This is a genomic window from Microcella alkaliphila (assembly GCF_002355395.1).
GTDB lineage: Bacteria > Actinomycetota > Actinomycetes > Actinomycetales > Microbacteriaceae > Microcella > Microcella alkaliphila_A.
In genome coordinates, this window is the sequence record NZ_AP017315.1 from 1798313 (window position 1) to 1823401 (window position 25089).

The window sequence follows — 25089 nt, forward strand, 5'->3', positions numbered from 1 at the left end:
CATGACCGCCACGTCCGCAGGGACCAGCGGCCTCGACCTCGCGCCGGGCCGAACCGTCGGCGACCGCTATCGCGTCGACCGACTCATCGGCCGCGGCGGCATGTCGAGCGTCTTTGCCGCCACCGATACTCAGCTCGGGCGCGAGGTCGCGCTCAAGGTGTTCCGCGCGGAGCTGGCCGCGGGCGACGGGATGCGCCGGCACCGCGACGAGGTCGACCTCCTGGCGAGCCTCAACCACCCCGCTCTCGTCACGCTGTTTGACGCCGTCGACGGGGTGCCGACCCCCGGAGGCGCAGCCCTCGTGCTCGAGCTCGTCGACGGCGACGACCTGGGGCGCATGATCTCCCGCGGCCGCCTGCCCCACGATCAGGTGGCCGTCATCGGAGCCACGATCGCGGAGGCGCTCGCGCACATCCACGACCGCGGCATCATCCACCGCGACGTCAAGCCCGGCAACATCCTCGTCCCGGCGACCGCGGAGGGAGAAACCTCCCCCCGCGCGAAGCTCGTTGACTTCGGCATCGCGCGCCTCGTGGACGCTGACGGGCAGACCGGAACGGGCGCGGTGCTCGGCACCGTGCACTACTTGAGCCCCGAACAGGCCCTCGGTTCCGCCGTCGGTCCGCCGAGCGACATCTACTCGCTCGCTCTCGTGGTGCTCGAAGCGCTCACGGGGCGCCGCGCGTTCGATGGCGCCGGTGTGGAAGCCGCCGCAGCGCGCGTGACGCGCGACCCCGCCATCCCCCACGACATGCACGTCGGGTGGGGCTCGTTGCTCGGCCGCATGACGGCGCGCGACCCCGACGATCGACCCACGGCGCTCGAGGTCGCCGACGAGCTGAGGAGTCTCGCCGACGCCCCAGCGCTACCCGAGATCGACGATGACGGAGCGGCAACCGTCGCCACCCCAGCATCGGCACCCGCCAGCACCGCGGAGGTCGCCATCGACGATGAGGCGACGGGCGCGATGCCCGAGCCAACCCGCATCCTGCCGCCGGTCGAGCAGCGGACGACCGAGGTGATCGGCGGGGTGGGCCGCCCAGAGCCCGTGGCACGCGCCGTCGACGCGAGCCGACCGCACACGTCACGTCGGCGCTTCGGCCTTGGTCAGCCGCTGCCCCGCGTCGCCCTCGGTGCCGCCGCGGCGATCGCAGTCGTCTCCCTCGGGGTCGCCGGCGTGGCCCTCGCGACCTCACTCACGGCGGGAAACCCGTCGGCCGAGCCGGCCGTCGAGTATCCGGCTGTGCCCGGCGAACTCGGCGAGAACCTCGAACGACTGCAGCGGAGCGTGACCCCGTGAGGTTGACCGTGCGCATAGCGCGGGCGGTCGCGCTCGCCGTCGCCGCGGGGCTCGTCGTATCGGGCTGTGCGGGCGGCACGTCCTACGACGACGACACTGCGCGTGATCTTCAACAACAAACCCTTGCAGTGACCACGGCCGCCGCCGACGGCGACTGGAATGCTGCGGCCATGCGGCTGATGGCCCTCGAGGCAGACGCGCGCGACGCTCACGCCCGCGGGCTCGTCTCGACGGAGCGCCTAGACAGCATCATCGCCGCCATCGCCCTTGTCGCGGCGAGCGTGGAGGCCGAACGCGTGGCGGCCGAGCAGGCCGAGGCTGAGCGCGCCGAACGCGAGGCGAGCGAGCAGGCCGAGCGCGAGCAGGCGGAGCGCGAGGCGTCCGAGGGCGGAGGCGGCTCCCCCCGCGGTCCGGGCAGCGACAACAGCGGCCCGGGGAACAACTCAGGAAACGGTCGCGGCGGCGGCCGGGGCAACCGCGACTAGGCCGCGGCGATCACCGCGTCAGCCGCGCGGCGTGCCCAGGCCTCTGCCTCGAGCACACCCTCGAGCGTCATTGGGTTCGCCTCGTGCCGATCGACGACGTCGCGCACGGTGTCGAGGATCGCGAGGTAGCCGATTCGCCCGTCGTGGAAGGCGTGCACCGCCTGCTCGTTCGCCGCGTTGAACACGGCCGGGAAGGTCGCCCCCGCGGCCCCCACCTGCTTCGCCAGGTCGACCGCGGGAAACGCGTCAGCGTCGAGCGGCTCGAACGTCCACGTGCTCGCCGTTGTCCAGTCGAGCGGCGCCCCGACACCGGCCACACGGTGCGGCCAGTCGAGCCCGAGCGAGATCGGCAGGCGCATATCGGGCGGCGAGCACTGCGCGATCGTCGACCCGTCGACGAACTCGACCATGGAGTGCACGATCGACTGCGGGTGCACCGTGACGTCGATGCGGTCGTACGGCACCCCGAACAGCAGGTGCGCCTCGATGACTTCGAGACCCTTGTTCACGAGCGTCGAGGAGTTCGTCGTGATGACGCGGCCCATGTCCCACGTGGGGTGGGCGAGCGCCTCCGCCGGGGTGACCCCCTCGAGCGACGCGCGCGAGCGCCCGTGGAACGGACCTCCGCTGGCCGTCAACACCAGGCGCCGCACCTCGTGTTCAGCGCCGGCGAGCAGCGCCTGCGCGATGGCCGAGTGCTCGCTGTCGACGGGCACGATCTGACCGGGATGCGCGAGCTCCGTCACGAGGGAGCCCCCGACGATCAGGCTCTCCTTGTTCGCCAGAGCGAGCGTGCGGCCAGCGGTCAGCGCCGCGAGCGTCGGGGCGAGCCCCACCGAGCCGGTGATGCCGTTCAGCACGACGTCGCAGTCGACCGTCTCGACGAGTCGGGCCGCCTCCTCCGCGCCGAGCGCGACGTGCTCTACGCCGAAGCGACGAGCCTGCTCGTCCACCAGCTCGCGATTGCGGCCCGCGGCGAGCCCCACCACCCGGAAACGGTCAGGGTTCGCCTCCACCACCTCAAGGGCCTGCACCCCGATGGAACCCGTCGAGCCGAGAATGATCACGTCACGCATGGTGACCATCCTGCCCGACGGGGCGCGAGCATCCCGTGACCGCGCGCGTCGGCGACTAGCCGGCGAACCCGAGAATGTCGACGACGAAGACGATCGTGTCGTCCGCCCCGATGGAACCGTCGGGGGTTCCGCCCTGCGGGCCGTAGCCGAGCTCGGGCGGGATGATCGCGACGATCTGCGAGCCCACGGTCGAGCCCACCAGGGCGTCACGGAAGCCCGGGATCACGCCTCCGGTCGGGAAGGAGGCGGGCTGCCCACGCTCCCAGCTCGAGTCGAAGACCTCGCCGGTGTTCCAGTTGATGCCCGTGTAGTGCACCGTCACGGTCGCGCCGTCGGGAACAACATCACCGTCGCCGAGGATCAGCGTCGCCTCCTCGTACCCGGCGGGGGGCTCGGCGTCGGGAATGGTGATCGTCGGCACGCCGCTCTCGGCGAGTTCCACGACGGGGAAGTCGGCGGGGGCCTCTTGCGGCTCGCCCTCAGCACGAACAAGGGGCTCGGGCGCGATGCGCACAATGTCGGCAATGAAGACCAGAGACTGCGAGGCCTCCAGCCCGAACTCGGGCGCGCCGGCCTCGCCGAAGGCGTCGACCGGGGGGATCACGCCGACGATGCGGCTGCCCTCGGTGGCACACGCGATCGTCTTCGACAGCCCGCTGAGCACGGGAGCGAGCGTGTCGACGCGCAGCTGAACCGACGTTCCCTGATCGTATGTCGACTCGATCTCCTCGGCGGTCGCGCCGTTGATGATCGAGTAGTTCAGGTCGACGATGTCCCCCTCGTCGATCTCGGCCCCGTCCCCCTCGGAGACGATGGTGCGCTCGGTCGTGTCGGGGCTCAGCGGCCCGTCGAACTCATAGACCGGCTTCTGCCCGTAGTCGCCGTCGATCGTGACCGCGTCGCTGGCGGCGCCGGCGACCGCGCAGGAACCGTCCGCGGTATCGCGCTCGCTGCTCGTCGACTCCCCCGACGGCGTGCACGCGGCGAGCCCGACGACGAGCCCGGCCGCGATGAGGCTGGAAAATACGGTGGAATGGCGCACAGGAGGTCCTTAGGCGTCGATGGAACGGAAGGGCCCAGTCTGCCACCTGTCGCGTTGGAATCGGCTCCACGCCCCATCCCCCGTCAGCTGCGGCGGGGGATCGGGCCCGCATCCGCGCGCAGACGTCAGTCGCGGATGACCGTGCGCGCCTCGTGGCGAACGGGGAACGACACCGAGTTGGCGATGAAGCACAGTTCGGCCGCCCGCTCGTGCAGGCGGTCAGCGAGCTCCGTGTCGCCGCCGGAGGCGAGGGTGACGACTGGCCGCAGGACCGCCTCTGTAAGCGCCCCTCCCCCGTCCGCGCGGGTCTCGAGCGTTCCAGACGCCGCATCGACGTAGTCGACGACGACGACGCCGGCGTCGGCGGCGACGTGCAGGTAGCTCAGCATGTGGCACTGTGCGAGGGCAGCGATGACCAACTCCTCGGGGTTCCACCTGTCGGCGTCGCCGTGAAACGTGCGGTCGGCTGAGCCATCGATGGCGTGCCGCTTGCCGTCCGCCCTGATGGCGTGGTCCCGCCCATATGCGCGGTACGAGGACGTGCCCTCGCCGCGATTGCCGCTCCAGGTGACGGTGACGGCGTAGCCGTGCTCGCGCATGTGCCTCTCCCTCTCGTCGCCGCATCGCGGCGCTACGCTCGATTCCACCATGAACTCGACCCCGTCCGCCGCCCCCGCACCCTTGAGCGTCGACGGAAGCGTCGAACTCGCGCACCTCCACCGCTCGGGCCTCATCGAATCCCGCCACATCGGGGCTGCCGCGGTCGTCACGGCGGATGGCGAGCGGCTGCGCACGCTCGGCGACGTGGACGCGACCGTCTTCCCGCGCTCGACGCTGAAACCCCTGCAGGCGCTCGCCCTGATCGAATCGGGTGCGGAGTTCGCCGACGATGAGCTGGTGCTCGCGACGGCAAGCCACTGCGGTTCGCCCCGCCACCTGGCCGTCGTCGAGCGCATGCTCGCCGCCGACGGCCGTACTGCCGCCGAGCTGCAGTGCCCGGCCGACTGGCCGCTCGGCTCAGCCGAGCGGGCTGCGTACCGGGCGAATGGTGGCGAGCGCAGCCGGCTCGCCATGAACTGCTCGGGGAAGCATGCCGGGTTCCTGCGCGCCGGCGACGCCCTCGGAGACGGCGACCCGTCTCGCTATCTGGACCCCGAGCATCCCGTACAGCGCCGCATCGTCGACAGCATCGAAGGGATGCTCGGTGAGCGCATCCGCACCACCGGCGTCGACGGGTGCGGGGCTCCGCTGCACGCCACGTCGCTCGCCGCACTGGCGCGGGCCACGGCCCGCGTGGCCGCGGGGACCACGCCGGCAGCGCAGCGGCTCATGGCGGCCGTCACCGCCGAGCCGTGGGCGATCGACGGTGAGGGTCGTGCGAACACCCGCGTCATCGAAACCATGGGCGCGATCGCGAAGATCGGCGCGGAGGGGCTCGTGGTGATCGGCCTCCCGAACGGCGTCGGCGTCGCGGTGAAGATCCTGGACGGGTCGATGCGTGCCACCACTCCGGTGGCGCTCGAGCTTCTTGCCGCGACAGGTCAGGTCGACGTCGACACCGTCGCGGCGCTTCGGGCCGAACTCGAGGAGCCCGTACGGGGCGGTGACGCCGTCGTCGGCGGGCTGCGCGTCACCGTGTAGCGCACACGCAACCCGCCGCGGCGACTAGAGCTTCGCCAGTCGACGGCGGCGCGCGGCCGCCGTGAACTGCGACACCAGCACGAGCAGGATCGCGAGGAGGAACACCGCCGACGCGATGACGTTCGCCTCCGGCGGGATACCGCGGGCGGCCGCCGTGTAGACGAAGCTCGGGAAGGTGACCTCGGCACCACGGTTGAAGTTCGTGATGATGAAGTCGTCGAAGCTCAGCGCGAACGACAGCAGCGCTGCGGCGATGATGCCCGGCAACAGGAGCGGGAAGGTGATGCGCCAGAACACCTGCTGCGGCGAGCCGTAGAGGTCACGCCCGGCTTCCTCCAGCGCAGGGTCGAGACTCGCGACGCGGGCCCGCACCGTCACGATGACGAAACTGATGCAGAACAGGGCGTGGGCGATGATCACCGTTCCGAGGCCCTTCGGCACGCCAGCCTGCAGGAACTGCGCGGCGAGGCCGGCACCGAGAACCACCTCGGGCGTCGTCAGCGGCAAGAAGATCAGCAGTGTCGTGGTGTTGCGGAACCGGAAGCGGTACCGCACGAGCGCGATCGCGATCATCGTTCCGAGCACCGTGGCGATGAAGGTCGCCACGACGGCGATCAGAATGGAGTTACCAAAGGCCCGGCACACGTCTTGCGCAGCACACACGTTGAGCCAGTTGTCGAGCGTGAAGCCGCGCCAGATGATGTTCGTGCGCCGTGCGTCGTTGAACGAGAAGATGATCGTGTAGACGATCGGGATCATCAGGAAGACGAGCGCCATCCCCGAGTAGACCCAGATGGTGTACTTGCCGAAGCCTCTCACAGCAGGTCCTCCGTTCCGCTGCGCTTCACGTAGATGCCCACCAGCACGAGGATGACGGCCATCAGCACAATGGACAGCGCAGCCGCCGCGGGATAGTTCTGCAGCACGAGGAAGTTCGCCTCGATCACCGTTCCGATCATCGCCGTCTCGGTCGAGCCGAGGAAGTCGCGGGACGCGTTGATGTAGTCACCCGATGCCGGGATGAACGTCAACAGCGTTCCCGAGATCACGCCGGGCGCCGCCAACGGCAACGTCACCGTGCGGAACGTCGTGGCGGGGCTCGCGTACAGGTCGCCGCCCGCCTCCACGAGTCGGAGGTCGAGCCGTTCGAGGGTCGCGTAGATCGGGAGCGTCATGAACGGGATGAAGTTGTAGGTGAGGCCGAAGACCACCGAGAACGCGGTTCCCGTGACCGACTGGCCGGGCCCGAGGATCCCGATCATCGAAAAGAACCCGGCGACGGGCCCCTCGATCGCGAAGATCTGCTTCCACGCCAGGGTGCGCAGCAGGAACGAGATGAAGAACGGGGCGATGACGAGAACCAGACACAGCGCCTGCAGCAGCGGGAAGCGCCGCAGGGTGATGCCGATGAAGTACGCCAGCGGGAAACCGATCAACAGCGCGAAGAGACTGGCGAGCGCGGCATAGCCGAAGGAGCGCAGGGTCTGCGTGCCGTAGGTCTCCAGCACGAAGACGTAGTTCTCCCAGCGCAACGCCTGGCGGTACTCACCAAAGAAGCCGCCGGGAACGGGCTCTTGGAGGCTCGTCAGTAGGAGCGAGAGCAGGGGCGTGACGAAGAACAGAACGAGGAAGATGACACCCGGCAAGAGCAAGAGCAGGGCGACCGGCGATCGCTTCTGGATCGACGCATCGGCCTTCTGCTCCGTCGGGGTGAACGCGGAGAAGGCCATGGGCTAGCCCTCCTCGAGTTCCGCCTTGAGCTGCGCGCGCTTGCGCGTCGCAATGGACGTCGTGGGCGTGTCGTCGACGAAGCGCGGGACGTCGTGTTCGACGTCGCCTTCGTCGGCGAGGCCGAACGAGTGCTCGACGCTCCAGGTGAGCCAGACCTCATCGCCGTCGTGGTGCATGCGCGCGATGCTCGTGTTCTGCTCGAACACGGAGATCGGTCCGTGACCGGCGATCGTCACCTCGTACTGGGTGCTTACGCCACTGAACGACACGTCGCTGATGCGTCCGGGGCCCACCACGTTGACGCCGGCAGCTTCGGCAGGCTTCGTGCTGGTCAGCGATACCTTCTCGGGACGGACGCCCACTGTGACGAGGCCGGACTGGCGTTCCGCCCGAGGCTTTGGCACCGTGATGCGCGCTCCCGCCGAGTCGACGGTGATGCTGTCGGCGTTCGACGACACCACCTGACCCGTGAAGAGGTTCGACTGGCCGAGGAAGGTGGCGACGAACGCGGTCCGCGGCAGCTCGTACAGCTCCTGGGGAGCACCCATTTGCTCGATCTGGCCCTTGTTCATGACCGCGACCGTGTCGGCCATGGTCATGGCCTCCTCCTGGTCGTGGGTCACGTGCAGGAAGGTCAGACCGACCTCCGACTGGATGTCCTTCAGCTCGATCTGCATTTGACGCCGCAGCTTCAGGTCGAGCGCACCGAGAGGCTCGTCGAGCAGCAGCAGCGCCGGTCGGTTGACGACCGCGCGTGCCAACGCGACGCGCTGCTGCTGCCCTCCGGACAACTGCGAGGGTCGGCGCGCCGAGACGTGGTCGAGTTCGACCAGCTGCAGGGCCTCGTGCGCGAGCCTCGTGGCGTCTTTCACCCCGCGACGCTTCAAGCCGAACGCGACGTTCTCGAGGATCGTCATGTGCGGGAAGAGGGCGTAGCTCTGGAACACCGTGTTGACCGGACGCTGGAACGCCTTCGTCTGCGTGACGTCCTTGCCGCCGATGAGGATGCGGCCGGCGGTCGGCTCCTCGAGGCCCGCGATGAGCCGGAGCGTCGTCGTCTTGCCGCAGCCCGACGGGCCGAGCAGGGCGAAGAACGATCCAGCAGGAATCGTGAGATCGAGGTCGTCGATTGCCGTGAATCCGGGGAATCGCTTGGAGATGCCGACCAGTTCGAGGTCGGCACCTGCCTCAGCGAAATCCCCACGCGAAACAGCACTGTTTGTCACCGCGGTGTGCTCCTTGGGGTGGTAGATCGGGTGGTGCTACGCGGCTAGGCGCCGAGCAGCACCGACTGGAATGCTGCCTGGTACTCGTTCTCTTCCTGACCGGTCAGGCCGCGGAAGATGCGGGTGTTCGCCAGCGTTTCGTCGCTCGGGAAGATGAGCTCGTTGTCGGCGAGTTCGGGGTCGATCGCCTCCATCGCCTCACGGGCTCCCTCGACCGGGGTGATGTAGTTCACCCAGGCCGCGACCTCGGCCGCAACCTCCGGCTCGTAGTAGTAGTTGATGAGCGTCTCGGCGTTCGTCTTGCGCGGCGAGCCGATCGGCACGAGGAAGTTGTCGGCCCACAGGGTGCCGCCAGCCTCGGGGATCACAAACTTCCACTTCTCGTAACCGGCCTCGAAGTTCAGCAGCGTGATGTCGCCCGACCAGGCGATCGCGGCCAGAGTGTCCTCGTTGACGAGGTCTTCCGTGTACGCGTTGCCGCGGACGTTGCGGATCTGGCCGCCCGTGACCTGCTCGCGGAAGATGTCAAGCGCCGCATTGAAGTCGTCGGCGCTGAAGTCGCCAGAAATGTCGACGCCGTTATTCATGAGAATGAGACCCATGGTGTCGCGCATCTCGGAGAGCACACCCACGCGGCCACGGAGCTCGGGCGCCCAGAGGTCATCGACCGAGCGAAGCTCACCCACCTGCTCGGTGTTCCAGGCGATACCCGCGAAGCCACCCTGCCACGGAATGGAGAAACGGCGGCCCGGGTCGAACTCGGGGTTACGAAGGTCTTCGGACAGGTTTGCGGCGTTCGGGATGTTGTCGTAGTTCAGCTCCTGCGTGTAGCCGAGCTGAATCCAGCGGCTCACCATCCAGTCGGTGAGGCAGACGGTGTCGGCGCCGATGTCCTGACCGAGGGCCAGCTGGTCGCGAACGGTGGCGTAGTACGAGTTGTTGTCGTCCACCGTGATGTTGTAGGTGACCGAGATGCCCGTCTGCTCTTGGAAGGCTTCGAGCGTGGGGTAGTTGCCGTCATCGTCTTCGTCGATGTAGAAGGGCTAGTTTGCCCAGATGAGCGTCGGATCCGACTCGGAACGGTCCTCGGCGGGCTGCAGCTCATTGCCGCCTCCTGCACAGGCCGCGAGAGCGAGAGCCGTTGCGGATGCGCCGGTACCGGCGAGCATCGTGCGACGGGTCAGCTGTGCGCGGCGTGCGTGCGCGATCAGGCTGCGGACCATCGGGTCTTCGGGAAGCGGACGATTCATGGCGCTGCTCCTTTGGTCGTTCAGGTACGTCACTGTCCTGGCGGCTGTGGTGTCTTTGATACTGACACACGGACTACGCGTACCGCACCCCACAGCGCTCGATTCGTCCATTCTGAAACATAAATTTCACGAAATCAGCACATCCAGGCGAAAAAGAGTGCGGAATCCATCGTGAATCGGCGCTACAGTGGTGCCGCAGCGCAGTGGGGCGCGGCGCAACAGCGCGCGCCCTCGCGCCGAAACGTCCCGATCCAAGGAGTTCCGATGAGAATCGCCGTCCCCGCCGAGGTCAAGAACAACGAGTTCCGCGTGGCCATTACGCCGTCCGGTGTGCACGACCTTGTTGCCAACGGGCACGAGGTGCTGGTGCAGGCTGGCGCCGGAGCGGGATCGTCCATCCCCGACGAGGCGTACGTGGCCCAGGGCGCCCGCATCGTGCCCGACGCGGCTACGGCGTGGGGCGAGGCCGAGCTTCTGCTCAAGGTGAAGGAGCCGATCGCGTCGGAGTACGGCTACTTCCGCGACGATCTCCTGCTGTTCACCTACCTGCACCTCGCCGCAGAGGAGGCGCTCACGCACGCGCTCTTGGATGCACGGGTCACCGCGATCGCGTATGAAACGGTCCAACTGCCCTCGCGCGCACTGCCCCTGCTCGCCCCGATGAGTGAGGTGGCCGGTCGGCTGTCGGTCATCGTTGGCGCGAACGCGATGATGCGGCCCAACGGGGGCCAGGGGCTGTTGGTGCCGGGAGTTCCGGGCACGCACCCCGCGAATGTCGTGGTGCTCGGCGGTGGCGTCGCGGGCACGAATGCGGTCGCGATGGCCGTGGGACTGGGCGCGGACGTGACCGTGCTCGACACGAACCTCCAGCGTCTGCGTGAGCTCGATGCTCTGTATGCCGGCCGCGTGAAGACAATCGCGTCGAACGGCTACGAGATCGACAAGGCCGTTGTCGCCGCCGATCTCGTGATCGGATCGGTGCTCGTGCCGGGAGCCAAGGCTCCGAAGCTCGTCAGCAACGAGCTCGTCTCCCGTATGAAGCCCGGAAGCGTGCTCGTCGACATCGCTGTCGACCAGGGCGGATGCTTCGCCGACACCCGACCCACGACGCACGCCGAACCGACGTTCACGGTGCACGAGAGCATCTTCTACTGCGTTGCCAACATGCCGGGCGCCGTCCCGGCGACGTCAACGTACGCACTGACGAACGCGACTCTGCCGTATGTGCGCGCGATCGCCAACAATGGCTGGCGGGCGGCGCTGGCGGCCGATCCTGCACTCGCGCTCGGACTGAACACGCACGACGGGCGCGCGACCAACGCCGCGGTGGGTGAGGCCCACGGGCTCGAGCCTGTGGCTCTGGCGAGCGTCCTCGCCTAACACCCGACGTCAGTGCGCAACATCGCTCGAGGGCGGTGACCAGCGTGCCCGCAGAACCTCGGGGGTCGAGCCGCCTCCCGGCTCGATCACCCACAGGTCACGCTGGTCGATCGGCGGCGGCTGAATGCGCGCGCTGACCAGTGCGCGCAGGTCGCTCATGTCGCATCCGTCGAACGCGATGACGGCCTCGCGACGCGCGTGCGCGAAGGCCGCCCAGTCGCGTTGCCAGTCATCAGGATGACCGACGCAGGCGAGGGTGCCATCCCGGACATCGTGCCGGCTGGCGGCGTCGACGAGCGCCGCAAGCGGCACCCCTCGCACCGGACGGGGGCAGGATGCTCGTAACGCCTCGAGGGAGCGGTCCGGGTTCGCCGAGACCACCGCGATGACGGGCTCGGACCCCACGGTCCGAATACGGGGCGGGAGCGCCGGCGGCAGCGACTGCGTCGGCTGGACGACCTGAACGGGCTGCCCGCGCCACCACCCGCGCCCGGCGGGAGCGCGGTCATTATGCTCGCCGCGCGGAGCGCCGGAGGCGTGGTGGTCGTCACAATCAAGGGCGCGTAGCTGCAGGCGTGCGCCGAAGCGCCCGGCAAGGAGACGGCCGGCGCTCGAGGCGGTGCCCACGGCGACGGCGGCACCGCCGCCTCGCTGGTGGAGGGCACGCAGGGCGGCATCCAATCGGGCGAGAAGCTGCGTCGCGTGCTCGGGCGACTCGGCGTCGATCAGGTCGGCCAGCCCGTCTACCAGCAGCAGCTGCGGCTGGCTCGACGCCGCCGAACCGGAGGCGATGTCCGTGAGGACCTGATGCGCATCGGCGAGGCTGTGCGGCAAGAGCGTTGCCTCCCAGCCGATCTGCCGCGCTTCCGCGGCCAGCTGCGCCAGCGCGGTCGTTCGCCCACTCCCCGAACACCCGAGGATCGCCAGCGCGCCGTCGCGGCGCGGATGCCAGCTCGCCGCGCTCCAGCGCTGGGCGGCGACGTCATCGATCAGGCCGACGAGCAGGCTCCCCTCGGCCCGGGAGTGGCGCCACCCATCGACGACTTCCGGCTGCGTCGGAGACAGCTCCGACGGCAAGACCGGCGCCCAGGGCGGATCTGCGCGTGCCGACGACGCCGCACTCGCCACCGCGGCGATGTCCGCGGGTGCGACGAGACCGACCTGGGCGGCGAGCAACTGCTCACTCGTGCGAATCACCGCACGACCGCGGGGCGCAGCGGCGACGGACGGGGCGTCACCGCCCAGCAGCGCGCGAGCGTCGGCGGCATCCGTGGTGCGGAACAGGACGCGGATGGCGCAGTTGACCGCCACCGTGTCGTGCACCACCCCGCTCGGACGCTGCGTGCACAAGACGAGGTGGATGCCGAGCGAGCGGCCTCGCGCCGACAGGTCGGAGAACACCGCCTGCAAGGCGGGATGTGTCGCCACGAGTGCGGCGTACTCGTCGACGACGATCAACAGGCGGGACAGCCCCGAGGCGAGCTGAGCGATGTCGCGGACGCGCTCGCGTGCGAGCACACGCTCTCGACGCTCGATCTCCGCCCGAAGGCTTGTGAGCGCACGCGTCGCGAGCACAGCGTCCAGATCCGTGATGACGCCGACCGTCGAGGGCAGCTCGGCGAGGTCCTGGAAGGTGGCCCCGCCCTTGAAGTCGACGTACAGCACGGACCACGCACCCGGGTCCGCTGCCGCCGACAGGGCGAGTGCGCGGAGGAATTCGCTCTTGCCGCTTCCGGTGGCGCCCCCGACGAGCACGTGCGGGCCGTCGGTGATGAGGTCGAGTGTGACGGTGCCGGCCGCTCCGAGTCCGACGGCGAGACCCGGGGTCGACTGGCCATCGCGGGCCGCCGCCCACTCACAGCGCTCGGGCAGCGCGGCAGCTCGAGCGCGGGCGTTCCTCGCCTCTTCGTCGGCGAGGTACGACACGACCGCGTCCGCTGCGACGCGCTCGCCGCCGGGAAGCACGATGTCGAGGCGCGCGAGCCCGGACACCGAGATGGTCGTGCGAGCGCGCCCGTCAGACGGCGACCCGTCCGGCACCGCGCGGTCACCGAGTCGTGCGCGGAGGCGCTCGGCGATGAAGCCGGACCCGTGCACCTCGACCGGGCCCGGCGGGACGCGGACGGGAAGGCGCGGGTTGCGCGCGGCACGGGCGTGCAGGGCGCGCAAGCGCTCCCGCACGGATTGCTCGGGATGGGCATCCACTGTCGGGGCGCTCCCGGCGATCGTGCTTGCGCCCGGCGCCGCTCCGACGACGGAGCCGCCGTCACCCGGTGGTGTCGCGAACGCGCGTTCCGTCTCATCGCGGTGCGCACGCTCGATCGCGTGTTCCGTTGCCGCGCATTCGAGCGCGAAGCGCTTGTCCTCCTCACGCGCGTGTCGACGCGCTGCCCGGCGGGATTCGAGAGCGCTCGCGACCGCGATGATGGGGCTAAGGGCGGCGAAAACGAGCACATACGGCGATCGAATGATGGCCCCGATGACGACCGCCGCGATCAGGGGCGCGATCACCGCGATCACCGGAAACGGGGCGCGCGGGGATGCTCGGGGCGGCTCGGGATACGTGATCGTCACCGGCTCACTGCATCACGGCGTCGACGCGGCCGACGCCGGCGACCTCACGACGAGGGCACAGCTGTCGCGACCGCGGGGGTGGGGAGGAGCGATCAGCCGAGGATCATGAACTGGTCACCCATGTCCACGCGGGTGCCGCGCGCGATGTGATACCGCCTGCCGGGCTCGCAGTAGCGCGGCAACTGGCCGGGTTCGCGCAACACCGTGCCGTTGCCGGAGTGTCGGTCGCTCACCCAGAACATGCCATCGTCGTGCCCGAATTCGAGGTGCGTCTTCGACATCGAGCGGGTGGGGTCGCTCACGATGACGATGTGGTCGATCGCCTCCCCCGGCTCGGGCCGCGGGTTGCGGCCGAGAAGTCCCGTTCCGATCACCGACACGCTCTCGCCGGTGCTGAACTGCAAGACGAAGCGCACCGGCTCAGCCCGTACCTCGGGCTCGGGTTCCGGCTCGGGTTCCGGCTCTGGCTCAGGCTCAGGCTCCGGCTCCGGCTCCGGCTCCGGCTCCGGCTCCGGCTCCGGCTCCGGCTCAGGCTCAGGCTCACGAACGATCGCCGGCGGAGGCGCATCGATCGGCACGCCGAGCCGCGTCCCACACTCGCCGCAGTAGCGGTCGCCCGGGAAGGGCACCGTGGCGCACACGGGGCACGGGGCCGGAGAGGCGGGCGGCGTGCTCACGCCCACGGAGCGTCCGCAGCGACCGCAGAATTGCGCGACCGGGGGCAACGCCGCCCCGCAGTGCTCGCACGTCATCCGCGTTCCTTCCGTCGCCCTCGCCCGCCGCTTCGGTCAGAATAGCGGCGCAGCGAACGCGTGGATACGGCGGCGCGCAGGCGCTCGCGGCGGGTGGCCGAGTCGCGGAAGGTGCGGCGTACTGCGTCGACGGCGCTCCACACCCTGGCTGCCTCGTCCGGGTTGGGCTCGTCGGGGGCGTAGACCGCGCGATCGGCGACCCGCGCGAGCACGAGCACGGAGGGCGCCCCGATGGCCGCAGCGCGCTCACGCCGCGTCCCCGTCGGGGGCACGGCGATGCCGCGATCGGTCGCGTCGTCGACCACCTGCATCCACCCGGCCAGGATGCGCGTGGCGGGGTCGCGCGCGCGACGGCGCCGGCGACGGCGACGCGCCTTGATCGCCAGAATCGCGAGGACCGGTGTGAGACCGAGCAGGATCAGCCCGAGGACCGCGCCGCCGATCTGCAGGGCGAGAAGGAGCAGAGGGTCGAGCCCCGTGGCCTCATCGCGCTCGTCGAGGTCGACGTCGGGCGGCGCCTGTTCGTCGGGCGGGGGCGCGTCTTCGAGGGGAGGTTGCACGGCGGGCTGTGGCCGTGTGATCGGTGTCGTCTCGTCGGAGTCGGGCGGCGGCACCTCGCGGCGCGGCGGCACCACGTCGACGGCCACCCAACCGCGTTCGAGAGTCGACACCTCGATCCACGCGGTCAGGTCGCGCTCGCGGAACGCCGCGGGGTCCACCGGCGGTTCGCCGCGGTCATCGCGCACACCCTCGATGAAGCCGAGCACGACGCGCGAGGGGAACCCGATCTCCCGAGCGGCCAGGGCCGCGAGAGCTGCATACTGTTCCGCGTCCCCGACCATCGGGGTAGCCGTGACCAACTCGTCGAGGCGATCAATGGAGTGCCCCGGCCTGCTCGGCGCCTCGTCGTCGTCGGTTCCGTGAGACAGGAAACCGTCCGATTGCAGCCGCTCAACGACGGCCGCGAGCCTCGCTCCCTCCCCCTCGATCGCCTGGATGGTGGGGCTCAGCCAGTCACGCAGCTCGTCGGGCACGCTCACGATCGCGGGAACCGCGGCGGCGCCCGGCGACACGGTCGACAGGTCCACCTCCTCGACGGGCGCCGGGATGACGTCGAGGCGATAGCGCAAACCGGCGGGAGCGCCACCCACGAGGACTGCGCTGTCGGTCACCGCGTTGTAAACCACGCGGTCGCGCACCGCCGGCGCATCCTCACCACGGATCGTCACGTCGACGAGCTGGCCAGTGGACGGCAGCCACGGCCCGAACGCCCTGCCGAGGGAAAGCTCGACGGCCGCGACACTGGCCCCCTCTGGAACGTCTCGCCGGGCGGGCACCCGCACGAATCGGCCGGAGGCGCTGTCGACGCTGTCGCTGCCCACCGCGAAGACGACCCCGTCGTAACTGTCCAGGACGGCGACGCGCACTCGCTCCCCGTCGGGCAGTCCCTCAGCGGTGAGCGCGATGGCGTCGGCTCGCTCCGGCTGGAACGACGCGCGATACGCGGCGAGCGGGCTGGGAGTGGCGAAAGGGTCGAACGGTTGATCGACAACGGTGCGGATGACTGTCCGCTCATCCGGCGGCGGGATGAGCGCAATAAGGCCTGCGCCTGCTCCTCCCGCGACCAGTACCACCATCACGGCCGAGGCGAACTGCCGCACCGCGCCCCCGCGCCCCCGGTCGACGCTGCCAATGAGCGCGTCTGTGCGGCGGTGCCGACGCCACACCGCGAGCCAGAGCAGGAGGACCAGCAGTAAGGCCAGGGTGGTGCTGATCGGCCACACGACGCTTTCCGGCCCGAAGGCGAGAACGAGGGGATAGCCGATGGCGGGAATGGCCACGGCCGTTGCCGGACGGCGGGCGCGCAACGCCACGGCGACGGTCGCCGCACTCCCGACGAGCAGGCTGACGAGCGCCGGCACGAGGAGCGACTGATAGGTGCCGACGGGAAGGTCGATGGTGACGAGTCTCGTCCAGCCGAGCGCGACGGCAGAGATCAACTCCAGCAGTCCCTCGGGCTCGGGGAGGACGCCGTAAAGCGCCCGGGAGGGAACCGCGAGCGGAACCCCCACCACGACGAGTGCGGCCGTGACCGCGAGCATGAGTCCCCAGGCCGGCCAGCGGAGCGCCGTTGCGACCACCGCGAGCGCGCAGCCGAGCGGGATGGCGACGGCGGCCACCACCACGAAACCGGGGTCGCGGTACACGGGCCACCAGGCGAACGCGATGACGGCCCACGCCGCCATCGTGAACAGCACAATGCTCACCAGGATGGCGGGTCGCGGGAGCACAGACGCTGACGAGCGGCTCGGCGAAGGACTCACTCGGTCTCGCCTCCCCGGATGGCGCGTCGGAGATCGGTGAGCGACCCCACGGTGAGGACGGTCAAGGAACCGAGACTGCGCCGGCCCGGCACTGTGTCGGGGTCACACTGCACCGCAATGACCTCGACGGAGGCAGGAAACGCTGCGGCGGCCGTGCGCAGGCGACGCGGTGCGACCGTGGAGCCGACCACGAGGATCGCGACCGACACGCCCGGCACAGCATCGGAGGCGAGGCGCGCGACGTCGACGACGCCGAGAGCCGCTGGTCCGTGTTCGACGACGGCGAGCTCGTCCAGCAGGCGGTTGGGGGTGAGCGTCGGCAGCGGCCGGACGGCGACGACGGCCCGCTTCGCGAACTCGGGAGTGATCTCGCTGACGAGAACGTCGACATCACGAGCGTCACGAATAGCGCGCGCGCCGAGGCTCGCCGCCGCACTCACGCCGAGCTCGAACTCGGCGTCGGAACCGAAGTCGACACTCGCAATGCTCAGGGCGAGCAGCATGCGACTGCGACGGGTCTCCTCGAACTGCCGCACCATGAAGGTGCCGGTCTTCGCCGACGACTTCCAGTGGATGTGGCGGCGATCGTCTCCGGGCACGTATTCGCGCAGCGCATGAAACGCCAGATCGCTCACGGTCAGGTCTCGGGTCGGCCGGCCCTCGAGGTCGCGCACGAGCCCACTCGACGTCGATGGCACGTCGATGGTGCGCGGGTGGATGATGAACTCGGCCGCATCGGCCCAGTGGTATTCGCGACGCACGAGCCCCACGGGATCAGCCCGAACGGTCTTCACCGGCCCCACCGTCAGGCGGCCACGACGATCGGTCGGGAGAGCGACGGACGGCTCGACCCGATCGCCCGGGCCGATGCCGGGAACCGCGATGGGGACGATGCGCTCGCCGACGGGCAGGTCGACGACCGTGCCGAAGGAGCGCCGTGAGGTGGGGTTCGTCACGACCAGCCGGGCGTGCGCCTCGTCACCGACGGCGACGCGAACCGGCGGCGGAACAAGCTGGAAGTGCAGTCGGATCCTGCCCACCAGGTACGCGACGGCGACGATCGTGAGCGCCACGCCGACGGCACCGGCGAGGACGAGTTCCGTCCAGCCCCAGAGATACCCCGCCCCGAGCGACAGAGGCGCGACGGCGATGACGACCCAGCCAAGGGGGGTCACCACGGAGGAGGCGGCGCGGCCTGCACGGGACGCGACACGGCCGACGGCGCGACCGGCGCGCACGACAGTGACCAGAGCATCCGCCGACCAGCCCGTCCGCTCGCCGACGAGCCGGGTGCGCGCAGTGGTGACCGTCGACCCCCCGGAGGAGCCGGTGACCTCCCGCGTAACGGTCGACCGCGGTGACGACCCGTCGGTCACACGGCGACCCGGTCGCTCGGCGGGGCGGTCTCCACGACGACCTGAGCGATAACGGACGCCTGCGTGACGCCGTCGAATTCGGCCTCGGGGTCGAGAACGAGTCGGTGCGCGAGCACCGGTTCGGCGAGCGACTTCACGTCGTCGGGAATGACGTAGTGGCGTCCGTCGAGGGCCGCGAACGTCTTCGCGCACCGCACGAGCGCCAGGGCGCCACGGACGCTCGCCCCCAGCCGGACGTCGGGATGCGCGCGGGTCGCCTCCACGAGACGCGCGACGTAGTCACCGATCACCGGATCGACATGCACGGTGCGCGCCGCATCGATCATGCTGCGCACCGTGTCGAGGTCGATGACCGGCTCGAGCACCGTGGCGCGCGGCCCCGACGCTCCCGCGAGGATTCTCACGGTCGACGCGTGATCGGGGTAGCCGATCGCCGTGCGGATGAGGAAGCGGTCGAGCTGCGCCTCCGGTAGACGGTAGGTGCCAGCCTGTTCGATCGGGTTCTGGGTGGCAATGACCAGGAAGGGCGCGTCGACCGGGTGGGTCGTACCGTCGATCGTGACGTGCCCCTCCTCCATCACCTCAAGCAACGCCGACTGCGTCTTCGGGCTGGCCCGGTTGATCTCATCGGCCAGGACGACGGTCGCGAACACGGGGCCGGGGTGAAAGGAGAACTCGCCACTGCGCTGGTCGTAGACCGTGATGCCCGTGATGTCGCCCGGCAGCAAGTCGGGGGTGAACTGCACGCGCTGCGTCGTGCCTCGAATGCTCTCAGCCAGCGCCCGCGCGAGCGAGGTCTTCCCCGTCCCCGGCACGTCTTCGAGCAGCAGGTGCCCCTCGCTCAACATCGCGGTGAGCCCGAGGCGCACAACGTATGACTTGCCGAGGAGCACCGATTCGACATTGGTCACGATCCGCTCGGCGAGGCCGGAGAACCACTGCGCCTGCTCGGGGGTCATCGTCATGGCGAATTCCTTCGTCGGTGTCGGTGCTCAGTCACGGTCGGTAGATCCGGACAAAGCTCGTGCCCCCCACGCTAACGGTGACCTCGAGGCGAGGGTCGGAGGACGGGGGCGCGGCGATCTCACACGATCCCGATTCGATTGACAACGGCTCGTCGTCGGGCCGAGCGCGACAGAGGTACTCGACGGACGAGTAGGCGGGACGGTTCGCCTCATCGATCGGAGTCCAGGTGATCGTCGCGGTGCGTTCGGGCGCGGGGCCGTCCGAGAAGACGAACGTTGGCTGAACGTCGATCAGTACGGCGACCGGAATCGAGAAGGTGCTCGACCATGGACCACAGTTGAGAGCACCCACATCTCGGCACACGCGAACATCGACGCCGAGCTGGCGGCCGTAGTGGCGCGTACCGTCTTGCGGCGTAATCGGCAGTGCCGACGGCGTCGATGGTGTTGTGCTCACGCCGTCACCGACGTAGCGGTACTGGATGAACGGTATGGGCTCGCCCGGAACGTTGGTCGTCACCGCCGTGATTCGTGTCTCCCACCGTCCCGGGGCGAGCTCCTCCCCGCCCGCGGTGGTTATCGCCGTGACGCGGCCAGGTTGGGCGACGGTCCGCGCAGTGGTTTCCGGACTCTGGGTGCATCCCTGGCCGTTGTGCGCGTAGACGACCACACGGTACGTGCGATCGCCCGCGAGGCCAGAGATCGTGTGCTGCGTCACGTCGCCTCCGACGCGGGTCGTGCCCGCCGGCGGGGACAGCGTGGGCGCACCCTCCTCAACCCCCGTCACCTCGCAACGCGGCGCAGACTCACCGCCGTCCGTATGCCATACGTAGAAGCGGTCGATGGGGCGACCGTTCGACCCGAACGCGCCAGCCCAGTCGACGCGGACCGTCTGTCCATCAGCGGGGCTCGCGGGGTTTCCCGACTGCTCGGCGGTCGGCGTCGCCAGACTGAGCGGCGCGCCCGCCGGGGTGCCCGAGGTCTCCGCGCTGTTCCAGTTGGTCAGCGGTCCGAACGCGTCGTTACGCGCGCTCACCGTTATGGTGTAGCTCGTGCCGTTCTGCAGAGCTCCGGTGTCCACTACGTTCAGCCAATACGGCGTGCCGACCGGGTCGCCCGCCGACACCGCGACCTCGCGCGTCACCGGCCCCACGGTCACGATGTAGCGCCGGATGGGAGATGCCGACGCGGGCTGATCGGGTTTCGTCCACCCCACCCGCATCCCGCGGTCCAGCGGCGACCGCGTCAGCGTGTCGGGTGCAGGCGGCACGAGGTCCGACCACACGGGGTCGGGAAGGGCGGTCGGCGCGCTCGGGCCCTGCGCGTTGACGGCGGACACCGCGATGCGTACGCGGTTGTCCGGCCCGTTGCCGGGCGTCGGAACGGTGCAGGGCGAGGCAGAGCAGGGCACGGTGGCGGTCACCGCGCCGTCCGCGACGCGAGTGACGACGGCGTCGAAGCGCTGGACGGGAGCGTTGTTAGAGCTGCCGGGTTGCCAGGCGAGCACGAGGGAGCGGTCGGCGAACTCCTGCACTCGCAGCCCCGTCACCGGGTCGGGGACGTCTTGCACAGAGATCCGCACGCTCCCCCAGACGTACCGCTCGGGGTCATCGGTGGCGTCGGCGACCTGGTATTCGAGCACGGTGTCGCCGGGCGATGCCGTCGACGCGACCGTCACTTGCAAGCGCTGGCCGTCGGCACTCGGCTGAATGGTGACACCCGCGGGTATGCGCGCGTTGTCGAGCCCGCGAATGTCGATAACCCGCAGCGGGACGGACGGGAACGGATTCGTCGCCGCATCGTTGGCGAGCACGTCGACCGTGGTCGTCTGGCCGCGCGGGGCAATGGCAGCGTCGTCAGCGGGCCTGGCGAGCGGTCGGGTCGACGGAACGACAAGCACATCGATGCGGCCCGGGGTGCCATCAGCGGCCGCGTCCCGCACGCCAACCGTCGCGCCGAGCCTGGTCCCGCGGGGCACACCCGGTGTGACACTGACGATCGCGCGCTGCCCGACGATGTCGATGGTGAGGCCCTCGGGCAACGACTGCGTCAGCCGGTACTCGAGTTCGTCGAGATCGTCGGGGTATGGGTAGGAGGTGACGCGAACGAGATCGAGCTCACGGCTACCGCCCGGCTCCAGTTCGATCGTCGCGCCGACCAACACGGGCGGCTGGTTCTCGCGGGGCGCCACCTCGATGGGCAGGACGATCGTCGCGACGCGCCCGTCGGGATCGGTCGGCGACACGCCGTCTGTGACCTCGAACGACAGGGATGCCGGACCGAAGTACAGGTCGCTCGAGCGGAATCGCAGCGTCTGCGAGTCGACGACGAGCGACGAGCCGTCGGAGTTCGATGCGCGCACCGTTGCGGTGTCGGTCAGCTGCACCTGTCGCCCGCCGACCGCGATCACGAAATCGTTGATCGGGATCGTGATGGCCTGCTCACTCACCACGCGGATACGCGGCGCGCGACGATCGAGCTGCGGCAGCGCGTCGGCAGTTCCCGGTACCCAGATGAACGCGGTCCCGGTCACGGAGGAGTCCGCCGGATGAACGAGCGAGAACGGGATGATCTGACGCCGCTCCCCCACGGCGACACGAATCCGCCGGTCGGGCAGCACCGTGCCCGCCTGTTCGAAGCCTGGGACCATGCGCACGCCGAGCGCGCCCACGTCGCCCTCGGCGAAGAACGCGCGCGCCAGCACGTCGACATCGACGGTCTCGCGATCGAGGATGTCCGACAGCGACAGCACCACATCGCGGGCTGTCGGAGCCAGCAACGGCGCGTCGGCAACGACATTGACGGTGACGAACGCCTGTGATGCTCCCCCGAACTCGTTCTCGATGGTGTAGATCGCGCCGTACGATCCGACCGCCGTGGGGGGGACGAGCCGCACGTAGCGACCGTCGACGATCTCGGCGGTCGTGCGGGGATCGGTCACTTCAGCCGACACGACGCGCAGCACACTGCCGTCTGGGTCGGAATCGTTCTCGAGCACCGGCACGAGTACGCTGCCGCCCGGACGAACCGTGACCTGATCATCGTTGGCAACCGGGTTGCGTGCACCCTCCAGGCGCGGGCTGATGCCCACCCGGATGGTGCCGGATGCCCGCGCGCCCAGGGAGTCGACGACGGTGTAGCGGAACTCGTCCGTGCCGGCCGCGTATTCACCGGCTTGGTAGTCGAAGAAGTCGATGCCGGAGTCGACCACGACGCCGCGCGAGGGCGCGGTCTCCTGGCCGACCACTTGCACCGAGTCGCCATCCGGGTCCATGTCACCGACCGGCACACGGATCCGCACGGTTTCGCCTGCGATGACTCTCGCCGTGATCGTTCGCGGCACGGGCGGGGCGTTCGTCGCCTCATCGACCTCGCGCACGCTGATGCGCACGGTCGCCTGCGCGCGCTCGACTCCGAGCGGACCGAGCACCTCGTACACGGCGGTGAAGTCACCCGGGCGGTCGGGGGCGAGGTATCGCAATCGGTCGCCGCTGACAAACAGCAGCCCGTCGTCGCCCTCGAGCCCGCGAACGAGTTCGGGGTTCAGGGTGATCGGCTCGTCATCGGGGTGTTCGTCGTTGTCGAGCACGGGGATCGTTACGGCGTCCCCCACGCGAACCGTCACGGAGTCATCGTTGGCGATGGGAGGCTGCAGCGTCTCGGGGCGCGGAATCTCAATGACCGTGATTGTGCCGACCGCATCCGCAAAGCCGTTGGAGACCCGGTAGGAGACGTCCACGGGGCTACTGAGCGGGCGGGTGAGCGAGATGCGCACGTCGCGTTGGTCGATCACCTCTGCGCGGATGCCGCTATCGCTCGGAACATCGGTGACCCCGGTGACGACAAGTACCCCGCCGGCCGGGTCGATGTCGGTCGTGGCGACCGCGACGGTAGCGCTGCTGAGCGATCGCACGTAGGCGGTTTTCGGCACCGTGATCGGCACAGCGAGTTCGGGCGGTGCCGACACGTCCACCCGAACGAGCCCTGTCGCCGTCTGGTCGCCGTCGCTGACGACGTACTCGACGTAGTGGGTGCGCACTTCGTCAGATGAGAAGCGGAAGAATCCGCGTTCGAGCCGCGGCGTGATCACGGCACCGGCGCGTTCGGGTACGGACACGAGTCGGATGACGCCGGTTCCGCCGCGGACCGAGCGCAGCGGCTCGATGCGCACCTCCTGGCCGGCGAAGGCCTGCACCGCGAACGGCTCGGCGATGATCGGAACCTGGCCGGCGGGCCTGACCGTCACCGCCAGTTCGCCCTCGCCGGCGAGGGTGCCGTCGGACACCCGCAACTGGACGGAGCGCAATTCGCCCACACCCCCACGCTCGGCGAACGTCACGCGCCCGTCGGGTCGCGATGCGACCTGATCGGGGGATGCGACGCTCACCTCCTCGAGGAAGATCGGGTCACCGTCGGGGTCGACCCACTCACCCAGGACATTCGCCGACACCCGTCCCCCCTCGGCGACCGTCGTACGGGCGGGCCGCACCTGGAAAGGGGCGCCGTTTTCGAACGGCTGTCGCACCGTGACGACGACGGTCGCGGAGTCCGAACCTCCACGCCCATCGGTGATCGTGTACCCAAAACTGAGGACGCCCGACGCATCGGGCGGCAGCGTCAGCTGCACTTTCTGCGCGCTGTCGACGATGTCGAGGCGCCCGAGCGCCGCATCCAATTCGGTGACCTCGCTGATCACGAGGACGTCGCCGTTCGGATCGCTGTCGTTGAGCAGCACGGGAAGAACCGTCGAGCGTCCGGGCCGGGCACCGAACTCGTCGTCGACCGCGACGGGCGGTTGCTGCACGCGCTCGGTCTCGGGTGGCACGTCTAGCGCGTCCACCATTTCGTCGCGCTCGTCCTGCTCCTGCGCGAGCAGGTCGTCCCAGTTATCGATGAGGGCTCCGGTACCGAGCACGTCCCAGACCGCGCCCGAGGCACGATCGTTCAGCACGACCCGCGTGTCGCGCACGACGAACTCCAGCGTGTCCGTGGGCACGAGACCTGTGAGCGATACGGAGGGCGGGTTCGCGCAGGAGCGCCACGCGGAGGCATCCGCCCAGGCGATGACCGTGCACCCGTTGATCACGACCGGCGCGACGGGAGCACCGGCCCGGTCGCTTACGATCGTGCGCAACTCGCCGGTCGCGGACACGGCGACGGCGCCGGAGCTCGTCGCCACGACCAACTCGGTCGCGGTGTCGCTCGGTTGCGCGAGCGCGACATCTCCCTCGCCGACGACCGCGGAGAGATCGATGGGTTCGCCGTCTCGCCACAGTGTGCGGGTTTCCGGCTCGTAGGCCCACCACGTGCCCGCCGCGATCGTGACCGCGATGTCGCTCGCGTCGGTCGTCGGGACCTCCCAGATCTCCGCCACGCGGTCGAGCCGGTCGGGCGCCAAGCGGTGGATTTCGCCCGTGGAGGGCGCGGCGACGAGCACACCGAACAACTCGGTCGCGGCCACCCGTGACCCCGGGCCGAACGACAGCGGCGCGGCCCGCGTGGTGTCGAAGTCGTCGAACAGCACCCACGGGACCGTCCACAGCTCGCCCGTCACGCTCGTGTGGACGACGACGGTCTCTCCGACGAACTGTACGTCGGCGTCGGTCGGCGGCAACGGTACCGAGTAGTCGATCTGCGCACGGGCAACGTCGAGCACGTCGGCGGAGGCGTTCTGCTGGTCGATCACGACGACGTCGGCGCCGTAGTGGCGCACGTGGAGGTCGGCGCCCTCCGTTTCGACGAGAGCGTCGAGTGCGCCGATCTGCACGTTGGCGCGCGCGACCGCTTGCCGCTCGCCGCTTGTTACCCAGAGGGCGCCGTCGTTCAGGTCGGCACGCTGCGCTTCAAAACCGTCGTACAGAATGGCGACGGTCGACACGACGGCGGCGATCAGGGTTCCGCTGACGGCGCTCAGCCACGCGGACCGTCGGCGTGACGCACGCCGAGTCGCAGCAGCCAGAACCATCG

At 69.6% G+C, this 25089-nt stretch carries 18 protein-coding genes; 4 read left to right on the forward strand and 14 right to left on the reverse strand.

What is annotated here, in order from left to right; genetic code table 11:
- Position 1: 1 nt before the first annotated feature.
- Positions 2–1300, forward strand: coding sequence for a serine/threonine-protein kinase (locus CPY97_RS08860; RefSeq protein WP_096422002.1), 1299 nt, complete (start codon positions 2–4; stop codon positions 1298–1300).
- Positions 1297–1785: a hypothetical protein gene (locus CPY97_RS08865; RefSeq protein WP_150129243.1), complete on the forward strand. Its 489-nt coding sequence runs from the start codon at positions 1297–1299 to the stop codon at positions 1783–1785. Before CPY97_RS08860 ends, CPY97_RS08865 begins: the two co-directional genes overlap by 4 nt.
- Here the strand turns inward: CPY97_RS08865 and dxr are convergent.
- From dxr to CPY97_RS08880, 3 genes are all read right to left on the reverse strand, one after another.
- A complete protein-coding gene (dxr, locus tag CPY97_RS08870; protein ID WP_096422006.1) occupies positions 1782–2861 on the reverse strand; it encodes a 1-deoxy-D-xylulose-5-phosphate reductoisomerase in 1080 nt (359 codons plus the stop codon). The two genes, CPY97_RS08865 and dxr, sit on opposite strands and share 4 nt — an antisense overlap.
- A 55-nt stretch (positions 2862–2916) precedes the next feature.
- Positions 2917–3903 (reverse strand): FKBP-type peptidyl-prolyl cis-trans isomerase, encoded by a 987-nt coding sequence (locus CPY97_RS08875; RefSeq protein WP_096422008.1) that lies wholly within the window; start codon positions 3901–3903, stop codon positions 2917–2919.
- Between the two features lie 125 nt (positions 3904–4028).
- The gene (locus CPY97_RS08880; RefSeq protein WP_096422010.1) at positions 4029–4502 is read right to left on the reverse strand and encodes an OsmC family protein; all 474 of its coding nucleotides are present in this window, start codon (positions 4500–4502) and stop codon (positions 4029–4031) included.
- A 49-nt stretch (positions 4503–4551) separates the two neighbouring features.
- On the opposite strand from CPY97_RS08880, the gene CPY97_RS08885 reads away from it, so the two are divergent.
- A complete protein-coding gene (locus tag CPY97_RS08885; protein WP_096422012.1) occupies positions 4552–5544 on the forward strand; it encodes an asparaginase in 993 nt (330 codons plus the stop codon).
- A 24-nt stretch (positions 5545–5568) separates the two neighbouring features.
- Here CPY97_RS08885 and CPY97_RS08890 read toward each other — a convergent pair whose 3' ends face one another.
- Genes CPY97_RS08890 through CPY97_RS13845 form a run of 5 tightly spaced genes read right to left on the reverse strand, consistent with a single transcriptional unit; the run spans position 5569 to position 9751 of the window.
- A complete protein-coding gene (locus CPY97_RS08890; protein WP_419866121.1) occupies positions 5569–6321 on the reverse strand; it encodes an ABC transporter permease in 753 nt (250 codons plus the stop codon).
- A gap of 38 nt (positions 6322–6359) precedes the next feature.
- Positions 6360–7274: an ABC transporter permease gene (locus CPY97_RS08895; RefSeq protein ID WP_096422014.1), complete on the reverse strand. Its 915-nt coding sequence runs from the start codon at positions 7272–7274 to the stop codon at positions 6360–6362.
- Between the two features lie 3 nt (positions 7275–7277).
- Positions 7278–8501, reverse strand: coding sequence for an ABC transporter ATP-binding protein (locus CPY97_RS08900; RefSeq protein WP_096422016.1), 1224 nt, complete (start codon positions 8499–8501; stop codon positions 7278–7280).
- 44 nt (positions 8502–8545) lie between these two features.
- On the reverse strand, positions 8546–9535 hold the full coding sequence (locus CPY97_RS08905) for a spermidine/putrescine ABC transporter substrate-binding protein (RefSeq protein WP_331716232.1): 990 nt from the start codon (positions 9533–9535) through the stop codon (positions 8546–8548).
- Positions 9536–9544: 9 nt separating this feature from the next.
- The gene (locus CPY97_RS13845) at positions 9545–9751 is read right to left on the reverse strand and encodes a hypothetical protein (RefSeq protein ID WP_331716199.1); all 207 of its coding nucleotides are present in this window, start codon (positions 9749–9751) and stop codon (positions 9545–9547) included.
- A 264-nt stretch (positions 9752–10015) separates the two neighbouring features.
- Between CPY97_RS13845 and ald the strand changes: the two genes are divergently transcribed.
- On the forward strand, positions 10016–11131 hold the full coding sequence (gene ald, locus CPY97_RS08910) for an alanine dehydrogenase (protein ID WP_096422018.1): 1116 nt from the start codon (positions 10016–10018) through the stop codon (positions 11129–11131).
- A gap of 9 nt (positions 11132–11140) precedes the next feature.
- Here ald and CPY97_RS08915 read toward each other — a convergent pair whose 3' ends face one another.
- From CPY97_RS08915 to CPY97_RS08940, 6 genes are all read right to left on the reverse strand, one after another.
- Complete coding sequence (locus CPY97_RS08915) at positions 11141–13705, reverse strand: FtsK/SpoIIIE domain-containing protein (protein ID WP_096422020.1); 2565 nt, start codon at positions 13703–13705, stop codon at positions 11141–11143.
- Positions 13706–13797: 92 nt separating this feature from the next.
- On the reverse strand, positions 13798–14457 hold the full coding sequence (locus CPY97_RS08920; protein ID WP_096422022.1) for a double zinc ribbon domain-containing protein: 660 nt from the start codon (positions 14455–14457) through the stop codon (positions 13798–13800).
- Entirely contained in the window at positions 14454–16724 is a 2271-nt protein-coding gene (locus CPY97_RS08925) for a transglutaminaseTgpA domain-containing protein (RefSeq protein WP_150129244.1), read from the reverse strand. The genes CPY97_RS08920 and CPY97_RS08925 overlap by 4 nt, the downstream gene beginning before the upstream one ends.
- Positions 16725–16777: 53 nt before the next feature.
- A complete protein-coding gene (locus tag CPY97_RS08930; protein WP_096422026.1) occupies positions 16778–18157 on the reverse strand; it encodes a DUF58 domain-containing protein in 1380 nt (459 codons plus the stop codon).
- The gene (locus tag CPY97_RS08935; protein WP_096422028.1) at positions 18154–19122 is read right to left on the reverse strand and encodes an AAA family ATPase; all 969 of its coding nucleotides are present in this window, start codon (positions 19120–19122) and stop codon (positions 18154–18156) included. The genes CPY97_RS08930 and CPY97_RS08935 overlap by 4 nt, the downstream gene beginning before the upstream one ends.
- 31 nt (positions 19123–19153) lie before the next feature.
- Complete coding sequence (locus CPY97_RS08940) at positions 19154–25087, reverse strand: Ig-like domain-containing protein (protein WP_096422030.1); 5934 nt, start codon at positions 25085–25087, stop codon at positions 19154–19156.
- Positions 25088–25089: the final 2 nt, after the last annotated feature.